Annotated in this window: 18 protein-coding genes; 6 read left to right on the top strand and 12 right to left on the bottom strand. The window is 33.6% G+C overall.

All coding sequences use genetic code 11. The features are described 5' to 3' along the window. Positions 1 to 70: 70 nt before the first annotated feature. The 3 genes from RCH19_RS05475 to RCH19_RS05485 are packed head-to-tail and all read right to left on the bottom strand — an operon-like array spanning position 71 to position 3,933. The gene (locus tag RCH19_RS05475) at positions 71 to 1,222 is read right to left on the bottom strand and encodes a lycopene cyclase family protein (RefSeq protein ID WP_343022419.1); all 1,152 of its coding nucleotides are present in this window, start codon (positions 1,220 to 1,222) and stop codon (positions 71 to 73) included. 36 nt (positions 1,223 to 1,258) lie between these two features. After that, complete coding sequence (locus tag RCH19_RS05480; protein WP_343022375.1) at positions 1,259 to 1,723, bottom strand: DUF255 domain-containing protein; 465 nt, start codon at positions 1,721 to 1,723, stop codon at positions 1,259 to 1,261. Next, positions 1,723 to 3,933 (bottom strand): TonB-dependent receptor, encoded by a 2,211-nt coding sequence (locus RCH19_RS05485; protein ID WP_343022420.1) that lies wholly within the window; start codon positions 3,931 to 3,933, stop codon positions 1,723 to 1,725. Before RCH19_RS05485 ends, RCH19_RS05480 begins: the two co-directional genes overlap by 1 nt. 145 nt (positions 3,934 to 4,078) lie before the next feature. Here RCH19_RS05485 and RCH19_RS05490 point away from each other — a divergent pair, with 145 nt between their 5' ends. The 4 genes from RCH19_RS05490 to RCH19_RS05505 all read left to right on the top strand — a co-directional run bounded on the left by RCH19_RS05490 (position 4,079) and on the right by RCH19_RS05505 (position 8,041). After that, positions 4,079 to 5,950 (top strand): Nramp family divalent metal transporter, encoded by a 1,872-nt coding sequence (locus RCH19_RS05490; RefSeq protein WP_343022376.1) that lies wholly within the window; start codon positions 4,079 to 4,081, stop codon positions 5,948 to 5,950. A gap of 136 nt (positions 5,951 to 6,086) precedes the next feature. Continuing rightward, complete coding sequence (locus RCH19_RS05495) at positions 6,087 to 6,734, top strand: metal-dependent transcriptional regulator (RefSeq protein WP_121924647.1); 648 nt, start codon at positions 6,087 to 6,089, stop codon at positions 6,732 to 6,734. A 2-nt stretch (positions 6,735 to 6,736) separates the two neighbouring features. Next, positions 6,737 to 7,555 carry a ZIP family metal transporter gene (locus RCH19_RS05500; protein WP_343022377.1) on the top strand — a complete coding sequence of 273 codons (819 nt, stop codon included), beginning with the start codon at positions 6,737 to 6,739 and terminating at the stop codon, positions 7,553 to 7,555. A 63-nt stretch (positions 7,556 to 7,618) separates the two neighbouring features. Further along, positions 7,619 to 8,041, top strand: coding sequence for a hypothetical protein (locus tag RCH19_RS05505; protein WP_343022378.1), 423 nt, complete (start codon positions 7,619 to 7,621; stop codon positions 8,039 to 8,041). Here the strand turns inward: RCH19_RS05505 and RCH19_RS05510 are convergent. The 6 genes from RCH19_RS05510 to RCH19_RS05535 all read right to left on the bottom strand — a co-directional run bounded on the left by RCH19_RS05510 (position 8,038) and on the right by RCH19_RS05535 (position 12,650). Next, on the bottom strand, positions 8,038 to 8,166 hold the full coding sequence (locus tag RCH19_RS05510) for a FeoB-associated Cys-rich membrane protein (RefSeq protein WP_211331308.1): 129 nt from the start codon (positions 8,164 to 8,166) through the stop codon (positions 8,038 to 8,040). The genes RCH19_RS05505 and RCH19_RS05510 overlap by 4 nt on opposite strands. A 3-nt stretch (positions 8,167 to 8,169) precedes the next feature. Further along, positions 8,170 to 10,272: a ferrous iron transport protein B gene (feoB, locus tag RCH19_RS05515; RefSeq protein ID WP_121924643.1), complete on the bottom strand. Its 2,103-nt coding sequence runs from the start codon at positions 10,270 to 10,272 to the stop codon at positions 8,170 to 8,172. Beyond that, the gene (locus RCH19_RS05520) at positions 10,266 to 10,508 is read right to left on the bottom strand and encodes a FeoA family protein (RefSeq protein ID WP_121924642.1); all 243 of its coding nucleotides are present in this window, start codon (positions 10,506 to 10,508) and stop codon (positions 10,266 to 10,268) included. The genes feoB and RCH19_RS05520 overlap by 7 nt, the downstream gene beginning before the upstream one ends. 153 nt (positions 10,509 to 10,661) lie before the next feature. After that, the gene (locus RCH19_RS05525; RefSeq protein WP_343022379.1) at positions 10,662 to 11,327 is read right to left on the bottom strand and encodes an SCO family protein; all 666 of its coding nucleotides are present in this window, start codon (positions 11,325 to 11,327) and stop codon (positions 10,662 to 10,664) included. 95 nt (positions 11,328 to 11,422) lie between these two features. After that, positions 11,423 to 11,671, bottom strand: coding sequence for a DUF6132 family protein (locus RCH19_RS05530; protein ID WP_343022380.1), 249 nt, complete (start codon positions 11,669 to 11,671; stop codon positions 11,423 to 11,425). Between the two features lies 1 nt (position 11,672). Then, complete coding sequence (locus RCH19_RS05535; protein WP_343022381.1) at positions 11,673 to 12,650, bottom strand: DUF3365 domain-containing protein; 978 nt, start codon at positions 12,648 to 12,650, stop codon at positions 11,673 to 11,675. 287 nt (positions 12,651 to 12,937) lie between these two features. Between RCH19_RS05535 and RCH19_RS05540 the strand changes: the two genes are divergently transcribed. Together RCH19_RS05540 and RCH19_RS05545 are read left to right on the top strand one after the other, a co-directional pair. After that, entirely contained in the window at positions 12,938 to 15,001 is a 2,064-nt protein-coding gene (locus RCH19_RS05540) for a M13 family metallopeptidase (protein ID WP_343022382.1), read from the top strand. A gap of 153 nt (positions 15,002 to 15,154) precedes the next feature. After that, positions 15,155 to 17,218, top strand: a complete 2,064-nt coding sequence (locus RCH19_RS05545; protein WP_121924637.1) for a M13 family metallopeptidase — start codon at positions 15,155 to 15,157, stop codon at positions 17,216 to 17,218. A gap of 98 nt (positions 17,219 to 17,316) precedes the next feature. Here the strand turns inward: RCH19_RS05545 and RCH19_RS05550 are convergent, their stop codons facing one another. Genes RCH19_RS05550 through RCH19_RS05560 form a run of 3 tightly spaced genes read right to left on the bottom strand, consistent with a single transcriptional unit; the run spans position 17,317 to position 21,062 of the window. Then, on the bottom strand, positions 17,317 to 19,266 hold the full coding sequence (locus RCH19_RS05550) for an alpha/beta fold hydrolase (protein WP_343022383.1): 1,950 nt from the start codon (positions 19,264 to 19,266) through the stop codon (positions 17,317 to 17,319). 10 nt (positions 19,267 to 19,276) lie between these two features. Beyond that, positions 19,277 to 20,218: an EamA family transporter gene (locus RCH19_RS05555; RefSeq protein ID WP_121924635.1), complete on the bottom strand. Its 942-nt coding sequence runs from the start codon at positions 20,216 to 20,218 to the stop codon at positions 19,277 to 19,279. 1 nt (position 20,219) lies between these two features. Then, positions 20,220 to 21,062, bottom strand: a complete 843-nt coding sequence (locus tag RCH19_RS05560) for an SDR family NAD(P)-dependent oxidoreductase (RefSeq protein WP_343022384.1) — start codon at positions 21,060 to 21,062, stop codon at positions 20,220 to 20,222. Positions 21,063 to 21,120: the final 58 nt, after the last annotated feature.

Consider the following 21,120-nt stretch of genomic DNA (forward strand, 5'->3'; position numbering starts at 1 on the left):
TACGAAGTTTAAAAAGAACTCCATTATTTGTATTATAAAGTTTTGTTATTGTTTGATAGACATGACTTTATTACTGAAATAAGTGTCTACCTGAACGAACTAATGCATTAATAAAAGGCATTTTAGGACATTTCCAAATCACTTGGAGATCTTCAGCAAAAGTGGTTTCTTCATCTAGAAATTTAAAAATCAAAGCGGGACTTCCTTTTCTAAAAAGAGAGGAGAATATAGACGCTCCTAATTCGTTTTTGCGATCTAAAATATCCAAAAGCAGCAAGTCATAAAACCAGAACTTAGTCGTTTTGTGGAATTTAGTGAAATCTGTTTCTTTTTGTAAAAAAGCGACTAATTGAGTTGATTTTTTATCAGAGCTTTTAAAAGTGTAACCTGTACTGGCTTTAGTCCATCCGCCGGCTGTTCCTATATTCAGTACTTTTTCAGTATTCTTTTTCCAAAAAGGATAACAACTCATTGGTATACTTCCTTGTTCTTTTTCGACTATCTCGTAGTCTGTTATTCCAAGTTTTTCAATGTACTTGATGATCTCATTTTCGTATTCTTCTTTTGGTAATAATTGAGCAGAAAACAGCGTGTATTCTAGCAAAGCTTCGGTAGACGAAGTTGGTAAAACATACATAAAGCGAGTGTTTCCTCTTTGCTCCACAGAGAAATCCATAAAAGTGGCTTGATCTGGAGTGAAAACAGGATCTTTTGATTTTATAAACCAACCAATAAAATGCTGTTGCAAAAGTGGATAATTAGTTTGATTTTCCACTTCAGATTTTCGATAAATACTATTAATTACTTTGCCACATGTGAAGTTTTCTGAAGATGTTGCAACAAAAACATGATTTTCTAGCTCGTTGATATCGGTGACTTTTTCGTTCAAAAAAGTAATATTAGTTTGTTTCGAAATCAAATCGAATACTTGATTGTAGAAATCCAGTCCTTTTACCATATTGTAACGATATGGCTTTAAATCAAGATCCCGACTAAAATCAGCATTGGCAAACAAAGCCGAATCCCATTTTTTTGAAATACTTTTTTCCCATTTGGATTCTTTCTGCTCCCAAAAACACCAAGTTCTGTCATTGGTTTTTTTTGTATTTTCGTCGATTAACAGAATGGATTGATTGGAAAATTTTCCAGATTCAATCATTTTATAAATCGTCATCAAAGCAGCTAAACCTGTACCAGTAAAAACGTAATCGTAATGTTTCATAATAATTGGAGCATAATCATCTCCAAAAATAGGCAATTATTTCAGTTTGTCAAGGATAAGCAGTAAGGCTTTCGCCGAAAGAAAGGAAGCTTGTTGCAATATAATCGAGTTATCATGATCTAGTATTGTCAAGCTAGGATAAATGACTTGATTGTCAATAGTCGCTAAGGCTGTCGCCAATTCGTGAACTCCAGTATTTGTTCCATTGGGTTGGAATTGAAAAGTATGATTATTGAAAACGATGTCTTGTTTTGTTTCTGCATCAAATGAAATGAAATAGAAATGTTCGTTTAGCGTTGCTACAATTTTTGAGTTTTTGAACGTAGCATTTTCCATCATTTTGCAATATTTACACCAATTTGTATGCGTAAATACAACTATATGTTTGGGATTTGCCTTTGATAATTGTTCTGCTTGCTCAAAAGTGTTTAAGTTCAATTGGGCAAAACCCGAAGGAGTTACCCAAAGAAACAATACAAATATGTAAAGTGCTTTTTTCATTATTTTAAAGTGTATCGTAATCCTAGAAAAGTTCGAATTCCTTGATTTGGTCCATAAACATAACTTGGATCAAAAGTTAAAGCGTACGGATTATCAGCGGTTGCTTGTACATTTCCAGTTGCGTCATATTGTACATTTTTATCAAATGGATCATTTGCTCTCGCAATAATAAACGGATTTCCTTTGTTTGGCGTCCAATTTAAAAGGTTTTTTACTCCTGCATAAATTTCGATTTTCTTGAACTTATTAAAAGTAAACTGAATATTCTGGATGCTCCAAGTTGGAGAGTAGTCTTTTCTTGGATCTAAAGGGCCTAAAGTTGGTAAACGCATTGGTCCATAAATATTTCCAGTGTAATCTAAATCTAAAAACAGTTTATTTATTCGATACGAAATCGCCCAAGTTCCTGAGAACTGTTCTGTTAAGATTTGCTTAGTGGTAATGTTTTTTTCTGTCTTGGAAACATCCATAAAAGTAGCTCCTAAAATCATTTTCAAACCATTTGTGAAAACGAAGTCAATGTTAGAACTAATTCCTTTAGTAACTGCGTGACCATCTAGATTTTTATAAATAATTTGGTTAGGATTTGTGTCATAATCAGGAATAATAGAATTACTAAATCGAGTATACCAAGCGGTTGTTTCGATTCCTATGAAAGTTCCATTTTGAGCGTATAGTTTTTTCAAATAGTTCAAGTTAACATTAAACGAGCGTTCTGGCTTTAATTCTTCAAGAACAATTACATCACGAGAACCGGTTAAAGCAGCATGTTCTTCAGTAAATAGATTTACAATTCTAAAACCAGTTCCCGTATTGAAACGTAGAATATTATTGTCGTTCAGCTTCCATTTATAAGCTAATCTGGGAGTAAAAATAGAGCCGTGGTTGCGGTTGTAATCGTAACGAGCGCCTAGAAGTACTTTATGATTTTCATTAAAAGCAACTTCGTCTTGAACAAATAAACTTGGAATCCAGTTGATGTCTTCCTTCACGGTTGCAGTCGTATTATCATCGTAATATTGATAGCGCAAAGCTGTTCCAAAAAGTAAATCGTGATTGTTTAATTTTTTGTCCCAAGTCAGTTGCCCAAAACCAATGCGCTGTTTCGCTAAATACGGAATATCTCCATAAACCGAATTTTGATCGTGATCCGTATAGGAAAAAGAGAATAACATTTTCTCAGCTATAGGCAATTCATAAGCGCCTAATAATTCCCAACGTTTGGTGTAGATGCTTTCGCCATAAATTTCGTTTCCTCCACGGTATTTTTTCTCCCACTGCATTTCGCCACCCCAACGATCTTCATAAAAATAACGTCCTGCTAATGAGAATTGTTTGTTATTTTTCCGATTAAAATTCCATTTCTGGAAAACAGAGATTCGATCTTGTAGCGTTAAGTCAGTAAAATTATCGTTGTTGTTGTCTATTGGATTACTGTAGTTAAAGTAATTAATTCCAGTTAACATCGAGATGTCTTTAGTAACATTTGCTTTAAAACCTAAGTCAACGTTGAGTTCGCCCCAATCCGTTAAAAATGAATCAGCAGAAAAAAGAGGAGCGTTTTTAGGATTTTTAGTGATGATATTTATTAAACCACCCACGGCTTCACTTCCATACAAAGAAGAAGCGGGACCTTTCACAATTTCGATACGTTCCAATAAAGAATTAGGAATTCCAGAAAGTCCGTACACCGTTGAAAGTCCACTCACAATAGGCATTCCATCAATCAAAACCAAAGTATAAGGGCCCTCAAGACCATTGATGTGAATGTCTCCAGTGTTACAAACATTACAGTTCAGTTGCGGACGGACACCATTCACGTTTTGCAAGGCTTCAAAAATGTTTGCAGTTGGATTTTTCTTAAAGAAAATAGGTTTGTAAACTTCAACAGGAACAGGGCTTTCTAAACGCGATACCGCTTTTAAAGTTCCAGTGATTACCACTTCATCTAAAGTATTATTTTCCTGAAGTTCAAAATTCAAGTAGACATCGGTACTATCGCTAACCGTGAAATTACTTGTCTTTGGTCTAAAACCAGTGTAGGAAACTTGGATTTCATAGGTTCCTTTTGAAATGTTTTTAATGTTAAATTTCCCTTCGGAGTCGCTGACAGTTGATTTTTTCAAGGTTTTAATGATAACATTTGCTAATGGCAGTGGCATTCCGTCAGCAGAAACGCTTCCTTTTAATGTAGTTTGACTAGTCATCATTATGCTGAATAGTATGCAAAAAAGTAGTAATAAATTTTTCAATGTTTGATTTTTAGTTGTGGATATATTTATAATTTAGGCAAATCTAAAAATAATATTGTATAAAACAAAAAAACATATTTATATTTGCAGTAAATAGTTATGAATGGGTAAATCATTAGAGGAAGTTCACGGATCAGTTTCGACGCAAAATAAAAAATCAGTTTTTAGAAAAATTCTTGCTTTTTTTGGTCCTGCATACCTGATTAGCGTTGGCTATATGGATCCTGGAAATTGGGCAACTGATATTGCCGGAGGAAGCCAGTTTGGTTATGCTTTACTATGGGTTTTACTGATGAGTAATATAATGGCTTTGCTGTTGCAAAGTTTTAGTGCTCGTTTAGGAATTGTAACCCAACTCGATTTAGCGCAAGCTAGTAGAGCGACTTATTCTAAATTTATAAATTACATTTTATACTTTCTTGCCGAAATTGCTATTGCTGCATGTGATCTTGCTGAGGTTTTAGGAATGGCTATTGGTATCAATTTATTATTTGATATTCCTTTGATGGAAGGTGTTATTATTACGGTATTAGACACGTTTTTATTACTGTTTTTGATAAATAAAGGAATCCGGAAAATGGAAGCCTTTATCATTGTTTTGGTATTAATTATTGGAGTTTCATTTGTATTTGAAATGTTCTTTGCACAACCAGAATTAGATAAAGTTTTGTATGGATTAATTCCTTCGATGCCAAATGAAGCTGCTTTGTATATTGCTATTGGAATTATTGGTGCAACCGTAATGCCGCACAATTTATACTTACATTCCTCATTGGTGCAAACCAGAAAATTTGACCGAACTCCAAAAGGAATTAAGCAAGCGATTAAATACAATTTTATTGATTCGACAATTGCTTTGAATTTGGCGTTTTTTGTAAATGCCGCTATTTTAATTTTGGCAGCAGCCACATTTTATAAAAGCGGAATGCACGAAGTGGCTGAAATTCAAGATGCGCATAAGTTTTTAGCACCGCTGTTAGGAACTAAATGGGCACCTATATTATTTGCGGTTGCATTGATTGCTGCTGGACAAAGTTCAACAGTTACAGGAACATTAGCGGGCCAAATTATAATGGAAGGCTATCTGAATTTAAGGATTCAGCCTTGGGTGCGCAGAATAATTACGCGATTAATTGCGATTGTTCCTGCTGTTATCGTGATTAGTATTTTTGGTGATGGAGTGACTGGAAAATTACTGATTTTTAGTCAAGTGATTTTAAGCTTACAGTTGGGTTTTGCAATTATTCCGTTGATTCATTTTGTCAGCGATAAAACAAAAATGAAGGGATTTCACATTAGTAAAATTACTCAAATTGCGGGCTGGTCTGTTGCGTTAATAATCGTTTCACTAAATATTAAATTGGTTTATGACGAAATAAATGGATGGTTAGAAAATTCGGAGAATCCAATTATTCTTTGGTTGACAGTTGTTCCTTTGGCACTAGCATTTTTAGTGTTGCTTTTATATATTATTTTCAAACCTTTTGTGTCTAAATCAAAAATTGACATTCAAAATCATTCACCTCATAATCTGAAATTAAAGTTTGAGGAAGCTAGCACATTGACGCATAAAAACATTGCAGTGACAGTAGATTTTTCTGATTCAGACGAAGTGGCTTTAAATAGTGCTTTTAAGCTAGGAGGAAAGTCGGCAGAATATACTTTAATACATATTGTCGAAACGGTAGGAGCAATGGTGTACGGCGAAAAAGTAGATGATCATGAAACATTAATTGACGAGAAATTATTAAACGAATACAGAGAAATGTTGACAGCAAAAGGATTTACGGTTAGTATAAAATTAGGTTTTGGAGATCCAGCGAAAACAATTCCAACAATCATTAACAAAGAAAATTTTGATATTTTAGTTATGGGAACACACGGCCACACAGGATTTAAAGATTTAATTTTTGGAACTACAGTTGATAAACTGAGACATAAAATTTCTATTCCGTTACTAATCGTCAAAAATTAATATTTTCTTGGAGCTATTTCCAGCTATCCGTTACAATCTGTGATTGCTTCGTTCCTCGCAATGACAGGATTTCCACTGCTATCTGGGCTAAAAAAATATAAAAATCAGAAATCGTTAATCAAAAATCAGAAATTACATGACTTATTCAGAAGAGAATTATCTTAAAACTATATATCACCTAAACGCAGTTTCAGATGGTGCAGTTAGTACAAATGCAATTGCTGAAAAAATGGAAACTAAAGCGTCATCAGTTACTGATATGCTAAAAAAATTAGCAGAGAAAGATTTAATCAATTATATAAAATATCAAGGCGTTTCCTTAACTGAACAAGGACTGTTAGCAGCAAAGATGATTGTTAGAAAACACCGTCTCTGGGAATGCTTTTTAGTTGAAAAACTAGATTTTTCTTGGGATGAGGTTCATGATGTCGCCGAGCAATTAGAACATATAAAATCGGAGAAATTGATTAATAAGTTAGATGATTTTCTTGGAAATCCTACTGAAGATCCACACGGAGATCCTATTCCCGATGCAAATGGAAGAATTGTAAAAGTGGAAAAAAGACTTCTTTCTGAATTAGAAAAAAATGAATCAGGAATTTGCGTGGGAGTAAAAGACACTTCTTCTGAATTTTTGAAATATTTGGACAAGCAAGAAATTGCTTTGGGTTCACATGTTCAAATTATAGAAAAAGAAAGTTTTGATTCCTCTTACAGAATAAAAGTTGGAACGAAAGAAATTATGATTTCAAATAAAATAGCTAGTAATATTTACATTCAATAAATATGTTTCAATCCATTATCGATTATTTTAGCAGTATCGACCCGATTTTAGCGGCTTTGTACGCGAGTTTATTTACTTGGTTTTTAACAGCGCTTGGTGCTTCTTTCGTGTTTATGTTTAAAACTATGAACCGAACAGTTCTTGACGGAATGCTTGGTTTTACGGGAGGAGTTATGGTTGCTGCCAGTTTTTGGAGTTTATTGGCTCCAGCCATAGAAATGACAGGAGGCGAAGGTTTTTCGAAAGTGATGCCCGCTGCTATTGGGTTTTTCCTAGGTGCTTTGTTCATTTTTGGAATCGATAAAGTATTGCCGCATCTTCATATTAATTTTAAAGTTAGTGAAGGAATTAAGTCTCCTTGGCAACGAACCACATTGTTAGTCTCTGCAATTACATTGCATAATATTCCCGAAGGTTTAGCGGTAGGTGTTTTATTTGGTGGTGTAGCTGCTGGAATTCCAGAAGCTTCTATTGCTGGTGCAGTAACATTAGCGATTGGAATTGGAATCCAGAATTTTCCAGAAGGAATTGCTGTTGCGATGCCTTTAAGAAGAATGGGAATGAGCAGATGGAAAAGTTTTATGTACGGTCAATCTTCAGCAATTGTTGAACCTATCGCAGCCGTTTTAGGAGCTTTTGCCGTTACTTTTTTCACACCTATTTTACCTTATGCTTTAGCTTTTGCCGCAGGTGCAATGATTTTTGTAGTAGTTGAAGAAGTTATTCCAGAAACACAACAAGATAAAAATACTGATATTGCTACAATGGGTTTCATTGGTGGTTTTATTATAATGATGGTTTTAGATGTCGCTTTAGGATAGTTTTTTTACTTACTTTTAAAAGTGATTAAATCGTACATTTATCTCAAAATCAAAAAATCGACAATGAAAAAAGTACTAACATTCCTTTTTATAGTGTTTAGCTCCATCGCTATTGCTCAAAATAATACTGTTGTGAAGCAAAAATTCAGTAAGGTAAAACAAAACAGTTGTATAAAAGGAGAAGGCTATAAGTTACTATTGAAAGAAGTACTAACAGATTCTCGCTGTCCCAAAGGAGTAACTTGTGTTTGGGCAGGTGAAGTTACTATTATGGTATCCGTTTATAAAGATTCAGAATTTATTGAAGATAAAAAGCTTGTTTTTACTACGAATACTTATGAAGGAAACTTGAAGTGGATTGCTGCGTATTTAAATCAAAGTGACAGAGTAATTAATAGTTTAATAATTGGTCCGTATCCAAATGTGGCAACAGTTATAAAGCCAGAGGATTATTATTTGAAAATAGGGTATACACAATACAATTAACCGCAACTTCCGCAACCGCTTCCGCAGTCTTTATCCGATTTTTTACCTTTAAAAAAGAATTTCTTAATTAGAAAAGCAATAGCTATTCCAAGTACGACGAAGGCTATTATTTCTTGATACATAATATGTTATTTTAAGATTTGGTAGGCTATCAATGCCACTATATAAGCAAATCCAGACATCAATACCAGTTGACCTAAAGGCCATTTCCACGAGTTGGTTTCTTTTTTAGTGATCGCTAACGTTCCAGCACACTGCATTGCAAAAGCGTAGAACAATAGTAAAGATATTCCAGAAGCAAAATTAAAAATTTTCTCTCCCGTTGCTGGATTGACTTCTGCAGCCATTCTGTTTTTTATTGTCACTTCATTATCACTTCCACCTACACTGTAAATGGTGGCTAATGTTCCCACAAACACTTCTCTTGCGGCAAATGAACTGATAATTGCAATTCCTATTTTCCAGTCGTAACCAAGAGGAGAAATAGCGGGTTCTATGGTTTTACCCATAATTCCTATATAAGAGTTCTCTAATTTTTGGGAAGCTACTGCATTTTCAAAATCTTGATCATTTAAAGGATCATTGATATGGCTTTCAGTTATAATTTGTTCCGCGTTATTGAAACTCTTTCCTGGACCATAAGAAGCTAAAAACCACAATACAATTGATATTGCAAGTATGATTTTACCTGCTCCAAAAACGAATGCCTTTGTTTTTTCAATTACATTAATTCCTACGTTCTTGAATAATGGTAATTTATAATTTGGCATTTCAACTACAAAATAGGTTTTCCCTTTTATCTTAAGAATCTTGTTCAAAATGTAAGCCGAAAAAATAGCAGTTCCAAAACCTAGAAGGTACAACAGCATTAAAGTGATTCCTTGCATATTTAGAAATCCAAAAAGATGAGTATCTGGAATTACCAACCCAATGATAATCGCATAAACAGGAAGCCTAGCTGAACAGGTTGTAAACGGAGTTACTAAAATAGTAATCAATCTTTCTTTCCAGTTTTCAATATTTCGAGTAGCCATAATAGCGGGAATGGCACAAGCAGTTCCTGAAATAAGGGGAACAACACTTTTCCCTGACAAACCAAATTTTCGCATGATTTTGTCCATCAAGAAAACAACTCGGCTCATATAACCACTTTCCTCGAGAATGGATATGAACATAAATAAGAACGCAATTTGCGGTATAAATATTAAAATTCCTCCAATGCCTGGAATGATTCCTTGCGAAATTAAATTAGTCAAAACTCCTGCAGGCAATTCAGCGGCTGTGTATGCACTTAAGGAGGCAAAACTAGCGTCAATATAATCCATTGGTATTGTTGACCATTCGAAAATAGATTGGAAAATAACAAACAAAATCAAAAAGAAGATTACATATCCCCAAACTTTGTGGGTTAAAACACGATCTAATTTACTTCGGTAATCTTTTGCAATTGAAGTATCAATTTTTAAGCCTTCTTTCAACACATCATTAATGAATTGGTAGCGTTTGATGGTTTCTTTTTGCTGTAAACGTTTTAAATCAGAATGTGATTTAGTGAAAGAACTGCGTATTTCATTTCGATCTAAATTTAGGAAATTTACGTCTTGCGTAATAACTAACCACAATTTATATAATAGCTGATTTGGAAATGCTTTACGTAAACTATCAAAATAATCTTGATCTATTACTGAAGAATTTAAACAAGGTTCTGTTGAAATCGTTCTGTAAGTAATAATCATTTCTTTCAACTCTTGAATACCAAAGCCTTTTCTAGAACTGATTAGTGCAATCTTAGTTTTTAGATGTTCTTCAAGATAGGGAATGTCTAAAGAGATTCCTTTAAATTTCATTCGATCAGCCATATTGATGACTAAAATCGTCGGAATCTCTAAATCTTTAATTTGTGTAAAGAGAAGCAGATTTCGTTTTAAATTTTCGACATCCGTAACCACTAATGCTACGTCAGGATATAATTTATCATTTTTATTAAGCAACAATTCAATAACAACATTTTCGTCAATTGAACTTGCATTTAAGCTATACGTTCCTGGTAAATCAAGAATATTTGCTTTTATATTTGTAGGCAGTTTACAAAAACCAATCTTTTTTTCAACAGTAATTCCAGGATAATTCCCTACCTGCTGATTTAAACCTGTTAATTGATTGAAAACGGATGTTTTACCCACATTTGGATTTCCAATGAGGGCAATATTGATGTTTTGCTTGCTTACCATAAGTTGAGTTTTATAATATCAACTTCTATTTCTTTAGCGGTTTCAATTCTAATGGCCACATGTGAACCATTGATATTTAAAAATAAGGGATCACCAAAAGGAGCAATCTGAAGTAATTCAACCGTATTGCCAGGCAAACAACCCATCTCCAATAATTTTAAAGGAACGACATCGATGTCAAAGTCTTTTATGATGGCTTGTTCGCCTTTTTTGAGAGAATGTATCGTGGTATGCAAAGCTTATTTAGATTGAATTAATATTGCAAAAATACACATTTTAATATAAAGGCAAATGATAAATATCACATTTAAATGCCAATTCTAGATAAATCAATAAACGGTCTTGTGTTTATGTAAGAGAATTGCTGTAGAGCAACAATTATATTTCTTTTATTCTGAAGCTAAGAAAGTGATGTCCTCAATTAATCGTTTCATATCTTCTTTATTAGTTCCATCATAAAAGCCACGAACTCGCTTTTTAGTATCAACTAATATAAAGTTTTCAGTGTGAACCATATCGTACAACTCACTCGGTTTTCCCAGTTTAACAGCTAAATAAGATTTTCTAGCCATGGTATAAATCTCTTTTTTATCACCGGTAACTAAATTCCATTTAGAATCGTCAACTTTGTGCTCGATAGCGTACTTTTTTAAAACGGGAACACTATCAGTTTCTGGAAAAACGGTATGGGATAGTAGTTTTACTTTTGGGTTATTAGCAAAAGCAGTTTGAATTTGAGAAAGATTAGCGGTCATCTTCGGGCAGATTGTTGGACATGTTGTGAAGAAAAAATCCGCAACGTAAATTTTGCCTTCATAATCTTTTTGAGTAATCGTTTTGCCGTTTTGATTGACAAATGAAAAATCTGCTATAGTATGATATTTGCTCTTATACTGCACGGTGCTATCCACTAATTCAGGATTTACATCAGATGGATTGAAAATAGGAAGCATTTTTTTTGGCTTTAACGCCGAATAAAATAATGATAAAACAATTGCTGAAAACACGATAAAGACTCCTAAAAAAATTCGGTATTTTTTGATAAATTCTAACATGATGCTATTTTGATGCAAAAATACAAAATCGAGCTATGTTTCATAGCGCAATTAACATAATCTTATTCTGTGTTGATAGGGCAAGGTGATAAGTACTATTCGATAATTGAATTTATAAAATTACTAATCTTATCGGCTTTGCTATTCTCTTTATTTTTAGGCGCTGTCACAAATAAATTGAATAATAATCCGCCCATTAAACCACCATATAAAGTGCTATTTAATGGTTTTGAAGTGATAGCACAAGTTCCGCTCGCACAACCTATTTGCAGGTAATATAAATATCCTGCAAGAAATCCAACAATGATTCCAATTCCCGTGATGATGTATGCTTTTTTTGTCATTTTATTTCTTGTTAAAAGTTATGCTCCACATTCCTCGTACTTCACTTTCATTATAATCAATAGCTAAATCTTTGGGATATAATTTTAAAATTTGTGTTTTCACTTCTGGTTTTATCTCTTTTCCGTGACATTGTAAACACATAGTATTCGTTTCAATAGGATAATAAAAATGAACCTTTTTACCTTTCTCTAAAACAATAGGCTTTATATCGCCATTTTTAGCCATTTGCTTTTTGAATTGACTTATGTATTTCAATTCTTCTAAGTTTGCTGTGTTTTTTGGATTTCTATTTTTATCAGAAACTCTTTTTATAGTTGCGTTGTACTTTACCGCCATGCTATCTGTCAAAGGCATTGCTTGAACATTACAAAAATCTAGTGCTGCAATCGTGCCTTTTTTCTGTATCGTTCCCATCAAGGTTTTGCCCAACACTTTTTTAGTTTCTAATGCATATTCTAAACCTATATCAGAGTATGTTTTTTGAGATGCCACTTCACTATATTTCTGCCCTGATTGTATCCAAGTTTTATTTCCGTGGGATTCCCAGTGCGCTTTAAACCCCCTTGGTTCTTCAATTTGATAATCAAACATAAATTCGGCTATTTTTTCTAGACTTCCTTTTGGAAAATCTTGCTTTGGCATTAAGCCATGTTTTTTTACAGCACCGCGCATTAATGCTTTTTCCTTAGTTGGCTGTTTTACAAATTCAGTTAGTTGTTTTACAAATTCCTCTTTATTCAATCCTCCTTTGTCAATATATCTTGCTTTAATGGCTACCATCGGTGGAGCAATCCGACCTTCGTTTTCAGCTGCGTTCGGACTATGACATAAATAACAATGTTTTTCCATCAGCTTTTTACCTTCCTCATGCTGCATTTGTTCGAATGCTATTTTTTGTGGAATTTCAATGTATTCCGAATTTTTTTTCTGAAAACTGAAAAGCGCTACAGTTGCTATAATCAAGATTAGATACTTCATGGTCTATTTATATTTAGATCAAAAATAGCTACGCTTTTTTAATCTCTATGTAACTAATGTTACATAGAGATTATATAATAGGGTAAAAAGTTGAATAAGAGCTAGAGTCAGTTTTAAATAATTATCTATTTATCCATTAATCTCAATGTGCTTTCCATGATATTTAAATGTAAATCCTGCATTTAGTAATTAAAATTAAAGCAATACTGTCATAACAAATAATACAATTTATTTATATTAATTTTTTTATTGATAGATTTGTAATTGTAATTAAAACATCAAAAACAATGAAAATAAAGCTTAATAAGCAGCTACTATTTGCTATTCCTGCAATTATAGGTTTCGCTGGAGTGCAGTCACAGTCTATTCCTGTAAAGACTGTACCAGGAATTGATGTCTCAAATATTGATAAAAAAGTCAGACCTAATGATGATTTCTTTAGATATGTAAATGGGATTTGGCTTGACAAAACTGAGATTCCTAGTGACAGAACATCATGGGGAAGTTTTAATGAATTGCTAAAGAAAACGGATAAAGATGCTATGGATATTTTGAAGGAAGCTTCTAATAATCCAATGTATAAATCTAATACTGATCAGGGAAAAGCAATCAATCTTTTCAAAACGATCTTAGATACTGTAGGTAGAAATAAAAATGGTATTACTCCATTAAAACCGTATTTAGCTAAAATCGATGCGATTAAAAATGCTAAAGATTTACAAAAAGTGTTAATCGAAATGGAACCAATAGGAGGTATTGGTTTCTTCGGAATTTATGTTGGTGCAGATGATAAAGACAGCAATAAGAATTCTGTGTTTTTAGGAACAGGAGAATTAGGTTTGCCAGACAAGGATTATTATTCAGCAAATGATAAAGATTCTAAAGAAAAACGCCAAAAATATGAATTACACGTTGCTAAAATGCTGCAATTTATTGGTGAAAACCCAATTAAAGCTAAAGCAAGCGCGCGTAAAATTGTACTTCTAGAATCGGCAATGTCTAAACCTCGTTTAGATCGTGTAGAACAAAGGGATGGTAGGCTCCAATACAATCCAATGACAATCGCAGCATTGCAAAAAATCACTCCTGCAATTGATTGGAAAAATTACTTCACAAAACTGGGTTTTACTAAGTTAGATACTGTAATTGTATCGGAGCCTAAGTACATGAAGGCTTTGCAAACAATTTTAGCTGAAAATAAAGTTGAAGACTGGAAGGAATATTTGAAATGGACTCTTTTGCAAGGTGCTTCAAGAGAACTAACTACTGATATTGAATCAGCTAATTTTGATTTTTACGGCAAAACACTTACTGGAGCTATAAAGCAAAGACCAAGAGAAGATCGTGCATTGCAAACAATAAACGGTGGAATTGGTGAAGCTCTAGGTAAATTATATGTAGAGAAAATGTTTCCGGCTGAAGCCAAAGCTAAAGCAGAGAACATGATTAAAAATGTAGTTTTAGCTTACCAAAACAGAATTGATAATTTAACATGGATGTCGGCTGCTACCAAAGTAAAAGCTGTGGAAAAGTTAAATAAAATTACGATCAAAATTGGTTATCCTGATAAATGGAAAGATTATTCCGCTTTAAAAATTAGTAGCTTAGAAGAGGGTGGAAGTTATTTTGAAAATTCTCAGAATCTTTCTCGTTGGGCTTTTAATGAATCTATAGAAAAATTAGACAAACCTGTTGATAAAACAGAATGGGGAATGTCACCACAAACCGTAAATGCATATTACAATCCATCATATAACGAAATTGTTTTCCCTGCAGCAATATTACAACCGCCGTTCTACAACTATCAAGCTGACGATGCTGTTAATTATGGCGGAATAGGAGCAGTGATAGGTCACGAAATCTCTCATGGATTTGATGATTCAGGTGCACGATACAATGCTGATGGAAATTTAGTAGACTGGTGGACTGCAGAGGATTTAAAACAATTTTCAATCTTAGGAACGGCTTTAGCTGATCAATATAGCGCTTTGGAGCCTTTACCAGGAATTCATGTCGATGGAAAGTTTACATTAGGAGAAAATATTGGTGATTTAGGTGGAGTTAATGCAGCTTACGATGGCTTAAAAATACATTTAAAAGCTAATGGAACTCCAGCATTGATTGATGGTTATACACCAGAACAACGTTTCTTCATTTCTTGGGCTACCGTTTGGCGTACTAAAATGCGTGACGAAGCTATTAAAAACCAAGTAAAAACGGATCCGCACTCACCTGGAATGTATAGAGCTTATGTGCCTGTGCAAAATATAGATGCGTTCTACGATGCATTTACAATTAAATCCGGTGATGGAATGTATATCACGCCAGAGAAACGCGTAAAAATTTGGTAAATCAGTTTAATAAGTCTTATTTCAATCCCAATTGTATCGTTAAAGATGCAATTGGGATTTTTTTTAGCACCAATTTTTGCTGAAAAAATTTTTAACAAATAATTAAAAAATTTATTAATAGCTTTGTGAGAATAACTGAATAACTAACAAAAAATGAAAACAATGAAAAATAAGCAACTGCTTTTTGTCATTCCTGCAATTATGGGTTTTGCTGTAAGCCAAGCTCAAAATGCTCCTGCAAATAAGGAACCAGGAATTAATGTGAATTACATGGACAAAAATGTAAAACCAAGCAATGATTTCTTTCGCTACGTGAATGGAACTTGGCTTGATAATACTGAGATTCCAAATGACAGAACGCGTTGGGGAAGTTTTGATGAATTGCGTCAAAGAACAGATGCGGATGCATTAGAGATTTTAAAAGATGCTACTAAAAATCCTAGTTATAAATCAAACACGGATCAAGGTAAAGCAGTCAATTTATACAAAACAATTTTAGATACTGTAGGCAGAAATAAAGCAGGAATTGCTCCACTAAAACCTTATTTAGCTAAAATTAATGCAGTTAAAAGCAGCAAAGATTTACAAGCATTGCTTATTGAGATGGAGCCTTTTGGAGGTATAGGTTTCTTTGGTGCTGGAGTTGGAACAGATGCTAAAAACAGTAGTAGAAACGTGATTAATTTAGGTCCTGGAGGAGTTGGTTTACCAGACAGAGATTATTATGTATCTGACGATGCAGATTCAAAAGAAAAACGTGAAAAGTATGTTTTGCACGTTGCTAAAATGCTGCAATATCTTGGTGATAAACCAGCTGTTGCTAAAATGAATGCAGAAAAAATTCTTTCTCTTGAAACTGAAATGTCTAAGCCACGATTAGATAGAGTAGAGCGCAGAGACCGTCGAAAGTCTTATAATCCAATGACACTTGCGGAATTAACTAAATTAACGCCTTCTATCAATTGGGATACTTATTTTACAAAAATTGGATTAGCTAAAGTTGATACTGTTATTGTTTCTCAACCGAAATACATGACGGCTCTTGAAGCTATTTTTAAAGAAAATAAAGTAGAAGATTGGAAAGCTTACATGCGTTGGAGTTTATTAAATAGATCTTCAAGTCAATTGTCTACTGATATTGAAAATGCAAATTTTGAGTTTTACGGTAAAACTTTAACAGGAGCTGTTAAACAAAGACCACGTGATGAAAATGCACTTCAAACTATTAATGGAACTATGGGTGAAGCTCTAGGAAAATTATATGTCGAGAAAAAATTTCCAGCTGAAGCTAAAGCTAAGGCAGAGAAAATGATTAAAAACATATTCTTAGCTTTCGAAAATAGAATTAATAATTTAGCTTGGATGTCTGCTGAAACTAAGGTAAGTGCTGTTGCTAAATTGCATAAATCTAGAATTAAAATTGGTTATCCTGATAAATGGAAAGACTATTCTGCTTTGACAATTAAAAGTCCACAAGAAGGTGGAACTTATTTTGACAATGTGAAAAACATGGCGCAATGGCGTTTTAATGAAAATATTGCTGATTTAAAGAAACCTGTTGATAAAGACAAATGGGGAATGTCTCCGCAAACAGTGAATGCGTATTACAATCCTTCAAATAACGAAATTGTATTTCCAGCAGCTATCTTGCAACCGCCATTTTACAATTATCAAGCGGATGAAGCAGTAAACTATGGTGGAATAGGTGGTGTTATTGGTCACGAAATCTCTCATGGATTTGATGATTCAGGATCAAGATACAACGCTGATGGAAATCTTGTAGACTGGTGGACAGCCGAAGATTTAAAACAATTTTCAGCATTGACTGGCGCACTTGCAGCTCAATACAGCGCATTAGAGCCTTTACCTGGAACTTTTGTTGATGGTAAATTTACTCTTGGTGAAAACATAGGAGATTTAGGTGGTGTTAATGCTGCTTATGACGGTTTACAATTGTATTTAAAAGAAAACGGAAATCCAGGATTAATTGATGGATATACACCAGAACAACGTTTCTTTATTTCTTGGTCAACAATTTGGCGTTCAAAAATGCGTGATGAAGCCTTGAAAAACCAAGTAAAAACTGATCCGCACTCTCCAGGAATGTACCGTGCTTATGTGCCTTTGCAAAATATTGATACGTTTTACAAAGCATTTGATATTAAAGCAAATGACGGTATGTACATTGCTCCAGAAAAAAGAGTTAGAATCTGGTAACACTATAATATTTCAGAGTTTCTATAATAACAGAAAACCCATTCGTCTAGGTGAATGGGTTTTCTATTTTTTAAAAATTAAGGTTTCTATTTCAAGAATTATTTTACTAAGTATTCCTGCATAAATCGAATCACTGCTAAACGTTGGTAATCGATATTAGCTTTCTTTTTAAATCCGTGTCCTTCATCTTTAGCTTCAAGATACCACACTGTATTTCCTTGTGCTTTTAATTTGTCACGCATTTGCATCGCTTCAGTTACTGGTACTCTAGGATCGTTTGTACCTTGAATGATAAACATTGGCTTCTTTATTTTATCTGTGTTATTCAATGGAGCCATTTTGTCAAAAAAAGCAGCCATTTTAGGATCTCTTTCATCACCATATTCCGCTCTACGTAAATCACGTCTGTATTCTTCTGTGTTTTTTAAGAATGTATTGAAGTTGGAAATACCTACAATATCAACAGAGCATTTTATTTTATCAGCATAGTGAAAGGCTGTTGCCAATGTCATATAACCACCATAGCTCCCGCCCATAATCATTATTTTGTCTTTATCTAGTTCAGGTTGTTTTGCAATCCATTCTAGTAAAGCTCCTATATCTTTAACAGAATCCTCTCTTAGAAAACCATTATCTTTTGCTAAGTATGTTTTTCCAAAACCAGAAGATCCTCTAACGTTAGGATAAATCAATGAAACTCCCATTTCGCTAGTGTAGAAATTATTTCCTCCTAAAAAGGAAGCCATAGATTGTCCTTCCGGTCCACCGTGAATCAATATGATAACAGGTCTTTTTCCCTTAAATTTTGGCGAAGCTGGATAGTAAAAACCAGAAACGGCTAAGTCATCAAAACTTTTCCATTCGATAAATTTAGGTACAGACATTTCTGAAGGTTGCATTTCGCCCAATTCACTTTCAGTCCAGCGTGCTACCATTCCAGAACTAATTTCTAGTTGATAGATATCTGATGCAGTTTGCGCAGTAGATTGATTAAAAAAGATACTTTTATTATCCTTTGTAAAACGAGGATTACTAACTAGCCCTACTGGAAGTCCTTTTACTTCAGTATAAGATTTAGTTGCCGTGTTCATTAGATACATCTTATTTAATCCCGCTTCATTACTGGTAAATACAATTGATTTTTGATCTTCAGATAAATCGTAGTTTTCAACATTCCATGGAATAGCAGTGGTGTGATACGTTATTTTCTTTGTCTTTAAGTTCATAGTGGCTAATCGCTCAAATTCGTTATCCTTATCCGTTATATACCAGATTTCGTTAGGAATATTTGAGAAAGTAGCATCAGATTGTGAAACTCCTTTAACTTTTCTATCTGTAATTTCAGTCAATTTTCCTGTAGCAATATCTAGCAACCATAAATACGATTCATTTATAGAAACATATTCTCCTAAAACTAACTGTTTATTGTCTGCAGATATATCTTGAATTCCCCAACCTCCGCCCTTTACTTGCAAAATTAATTTCTCTGCTTTAGGATTGTTTGGATCCATAAAATAAACGTCGCGATCACCACCGTTTCTCTTTGTTGAAGAATAATAAAATCCTTTGCCATCTTTGCGCCAATTAATACCGCCATTTTGAGATCGTCCGCCATCAGTAAGTAAAGTTGATTGTTGCGTTTTAAGATCTAACTTGAAAAGTTGGCTAAATTCGTTTCCGCCAATATCTTTAGCATAAACTAAATACTCGCCTTTTGTCGGTTCGTAAGAAGTAGCACTTATTGGTTCATCAAAAAAAGTGATTTGGGTTCTGGCGCCCATACCATTTAAAACACGATGTAATTGAGAGGTCGAACCAAATCTTGTATTGATAATAATCTCGTTTGTTACCGGATTGATATCCGCTAGAGTTGCGCTTCTAAATTCTGAATATTTCTTTACATCGTTAGAAAGTTCTTTAAGAATAGGAGCAATATTTTCTGTGATTAAATTTTCATTTGGAACTACAAAGCTAGATTTCGTTTGACCATTCATTACAAACAGCGTAGAAAAAGTAGCAGTGACTACTAAAAGACTTTTAAAATTCATAATAATATATTTATTTGGTTAATAGCATTTTTTTTCGAGATTTCCTCAAGGAATAGTTGACCATGTAAAGACCGAACAAGGTAACACTTCCTCCGATAGCAATCGCTGCATTAAGTGTTTCACCAAAAATTACTGCTCCTAGAAGAACTGCAACGATTGGATTGATGTAGGAATAGATGGTGCTAATTTCTGCAGGTAGATTTTGCAACGCATAAATAAAAGCAATAAAAGTAAGTATAGATCCAAAAATCACTAAATAAGCGATAGACCACCATGATATTGCAGGGATTTCACTTAAAGGTACTGATATTCCAGTAGCGCCCGTGTAAGCAAAAACGATGATGCTAGATAAAAACATTTGTATTCCTAAGCTGAAATAAGGGTTAAATGTTGCTGCTTTTTTCTTCGTATATAAAGTTCCGAAAGCCCAAGTCAAAGTAGAAATTATCGAAACTATTATTCCAAATCTAAAACTTGGAATTAAAAAATCGCTTAAATGATCGAAGAAAATAACACAAACACCACTAAAACTAATCACTAAGCCTACAACCGATAATCGAGATAATCGTTCTCCTCTAAAGAAAGTAATAATAACGATCCATAAAGGAACAATAGCTCCAATAATAGCTCCAAGTCCGCTACTGATATATTTGACGCCCCAAGTGCTTAATCCATTGCTTAAAACAAAATTAAGAATGCTTAATATGATGATGGTTTTCCATTGTTTGCCTTTCGGCCAAGGAGCCTTTTTGAATAAAAAATAGGAAATATAAAGAAATCCTCCTAAAAATTGTCGGATTGCAACTAGCTGTAAAGCGGGCATGTGTTTGACGCCTTCCTTTGAGGCAATCCAAGTAGTTCCCCAAAAAAAACTAACAAAACATAAAGCTAAGATGGGAAGTCCAACTATATTTATTTTTGTCGAAATGGCATTCTTAATTTTAGCTTTCACTTTACAAATTTGGTTCCGTAAAAGTATATTTTAAAAGATTTATAATTTTGTTATTTTCAATTAATTTTCCAACTGATGGCTTACTATGATCAAATTTTGGCAACGGTAAATTTAAGTCGGCTGCTTTTTGACTGTAATAGCTTTCTCGAGATGGGTGAAAAGGAGATACGGCGTTAAATGTTTCGTTCCAGTAGTCACTTTCTATTATTTTTAAAATGATACCAATACAATCTTTTTGATGAATTAAATTCACGGGAGACTCTGGATTTTCAAGGTTTTCTCTTCCTGCTAAATATTTCCCAGGTTGTCTGTCAGAACCAATTAAACCACCAAATCGTAAAATTGTAGTTTTAAAATTGCTATTACTTTTTAAAAGCGACTCACATTCTAGTAATTGTTTTCCACTTTCGGTTTCAGGTTCTGGTATTGTTGATTGATCCACTGTTCCTTGATTTTCTCCATACACAGACGTAGAGCTTACAAAAAGTACGTTTTGAACAGTTGACTTTTCTATAAAGGGAATTAAAGTAGCTATTTTTTTTACAAATGTTTTTTCATCTGCTGCCGCTGATACATTTCTTAATTTTGGCGGAATATCGATTATCAAAGTTTCACTTCCTTGTAAAAAAGAGTTCATGGATGATGAAAAATTTATCATGTCAACGCTACCTTCATCAATAATTAAGGGAATATCTATTAAAAAAGGATTAATATTTTCACTTTGTAACAAGGATAGTTTTTCCACGGTCGTTGTCGAACCATTTATTTGAATTCCTTTTTCTAGTAAGGCTTTCGCCAAAGGCATACCTAACCAACCACAACCAAGAATGCTAATTTTTGTCATTTTATTTATTGTACTAATGTGCGTTTTTATAATAATTTCAATCTAATTCAATCTTGGA

The sequence above is a fragment of the Flavobacterium sp. PL12 genome, from assembly GCF_039123485.1.
In the GTDB taxonomy this organism is placed as follows: Bacteria; Bacteroidota; Bacteroidia; order Flavobacteriales; family Flavobacteriaceae; genus Flavobacterium; species Flavobacterium weaverense.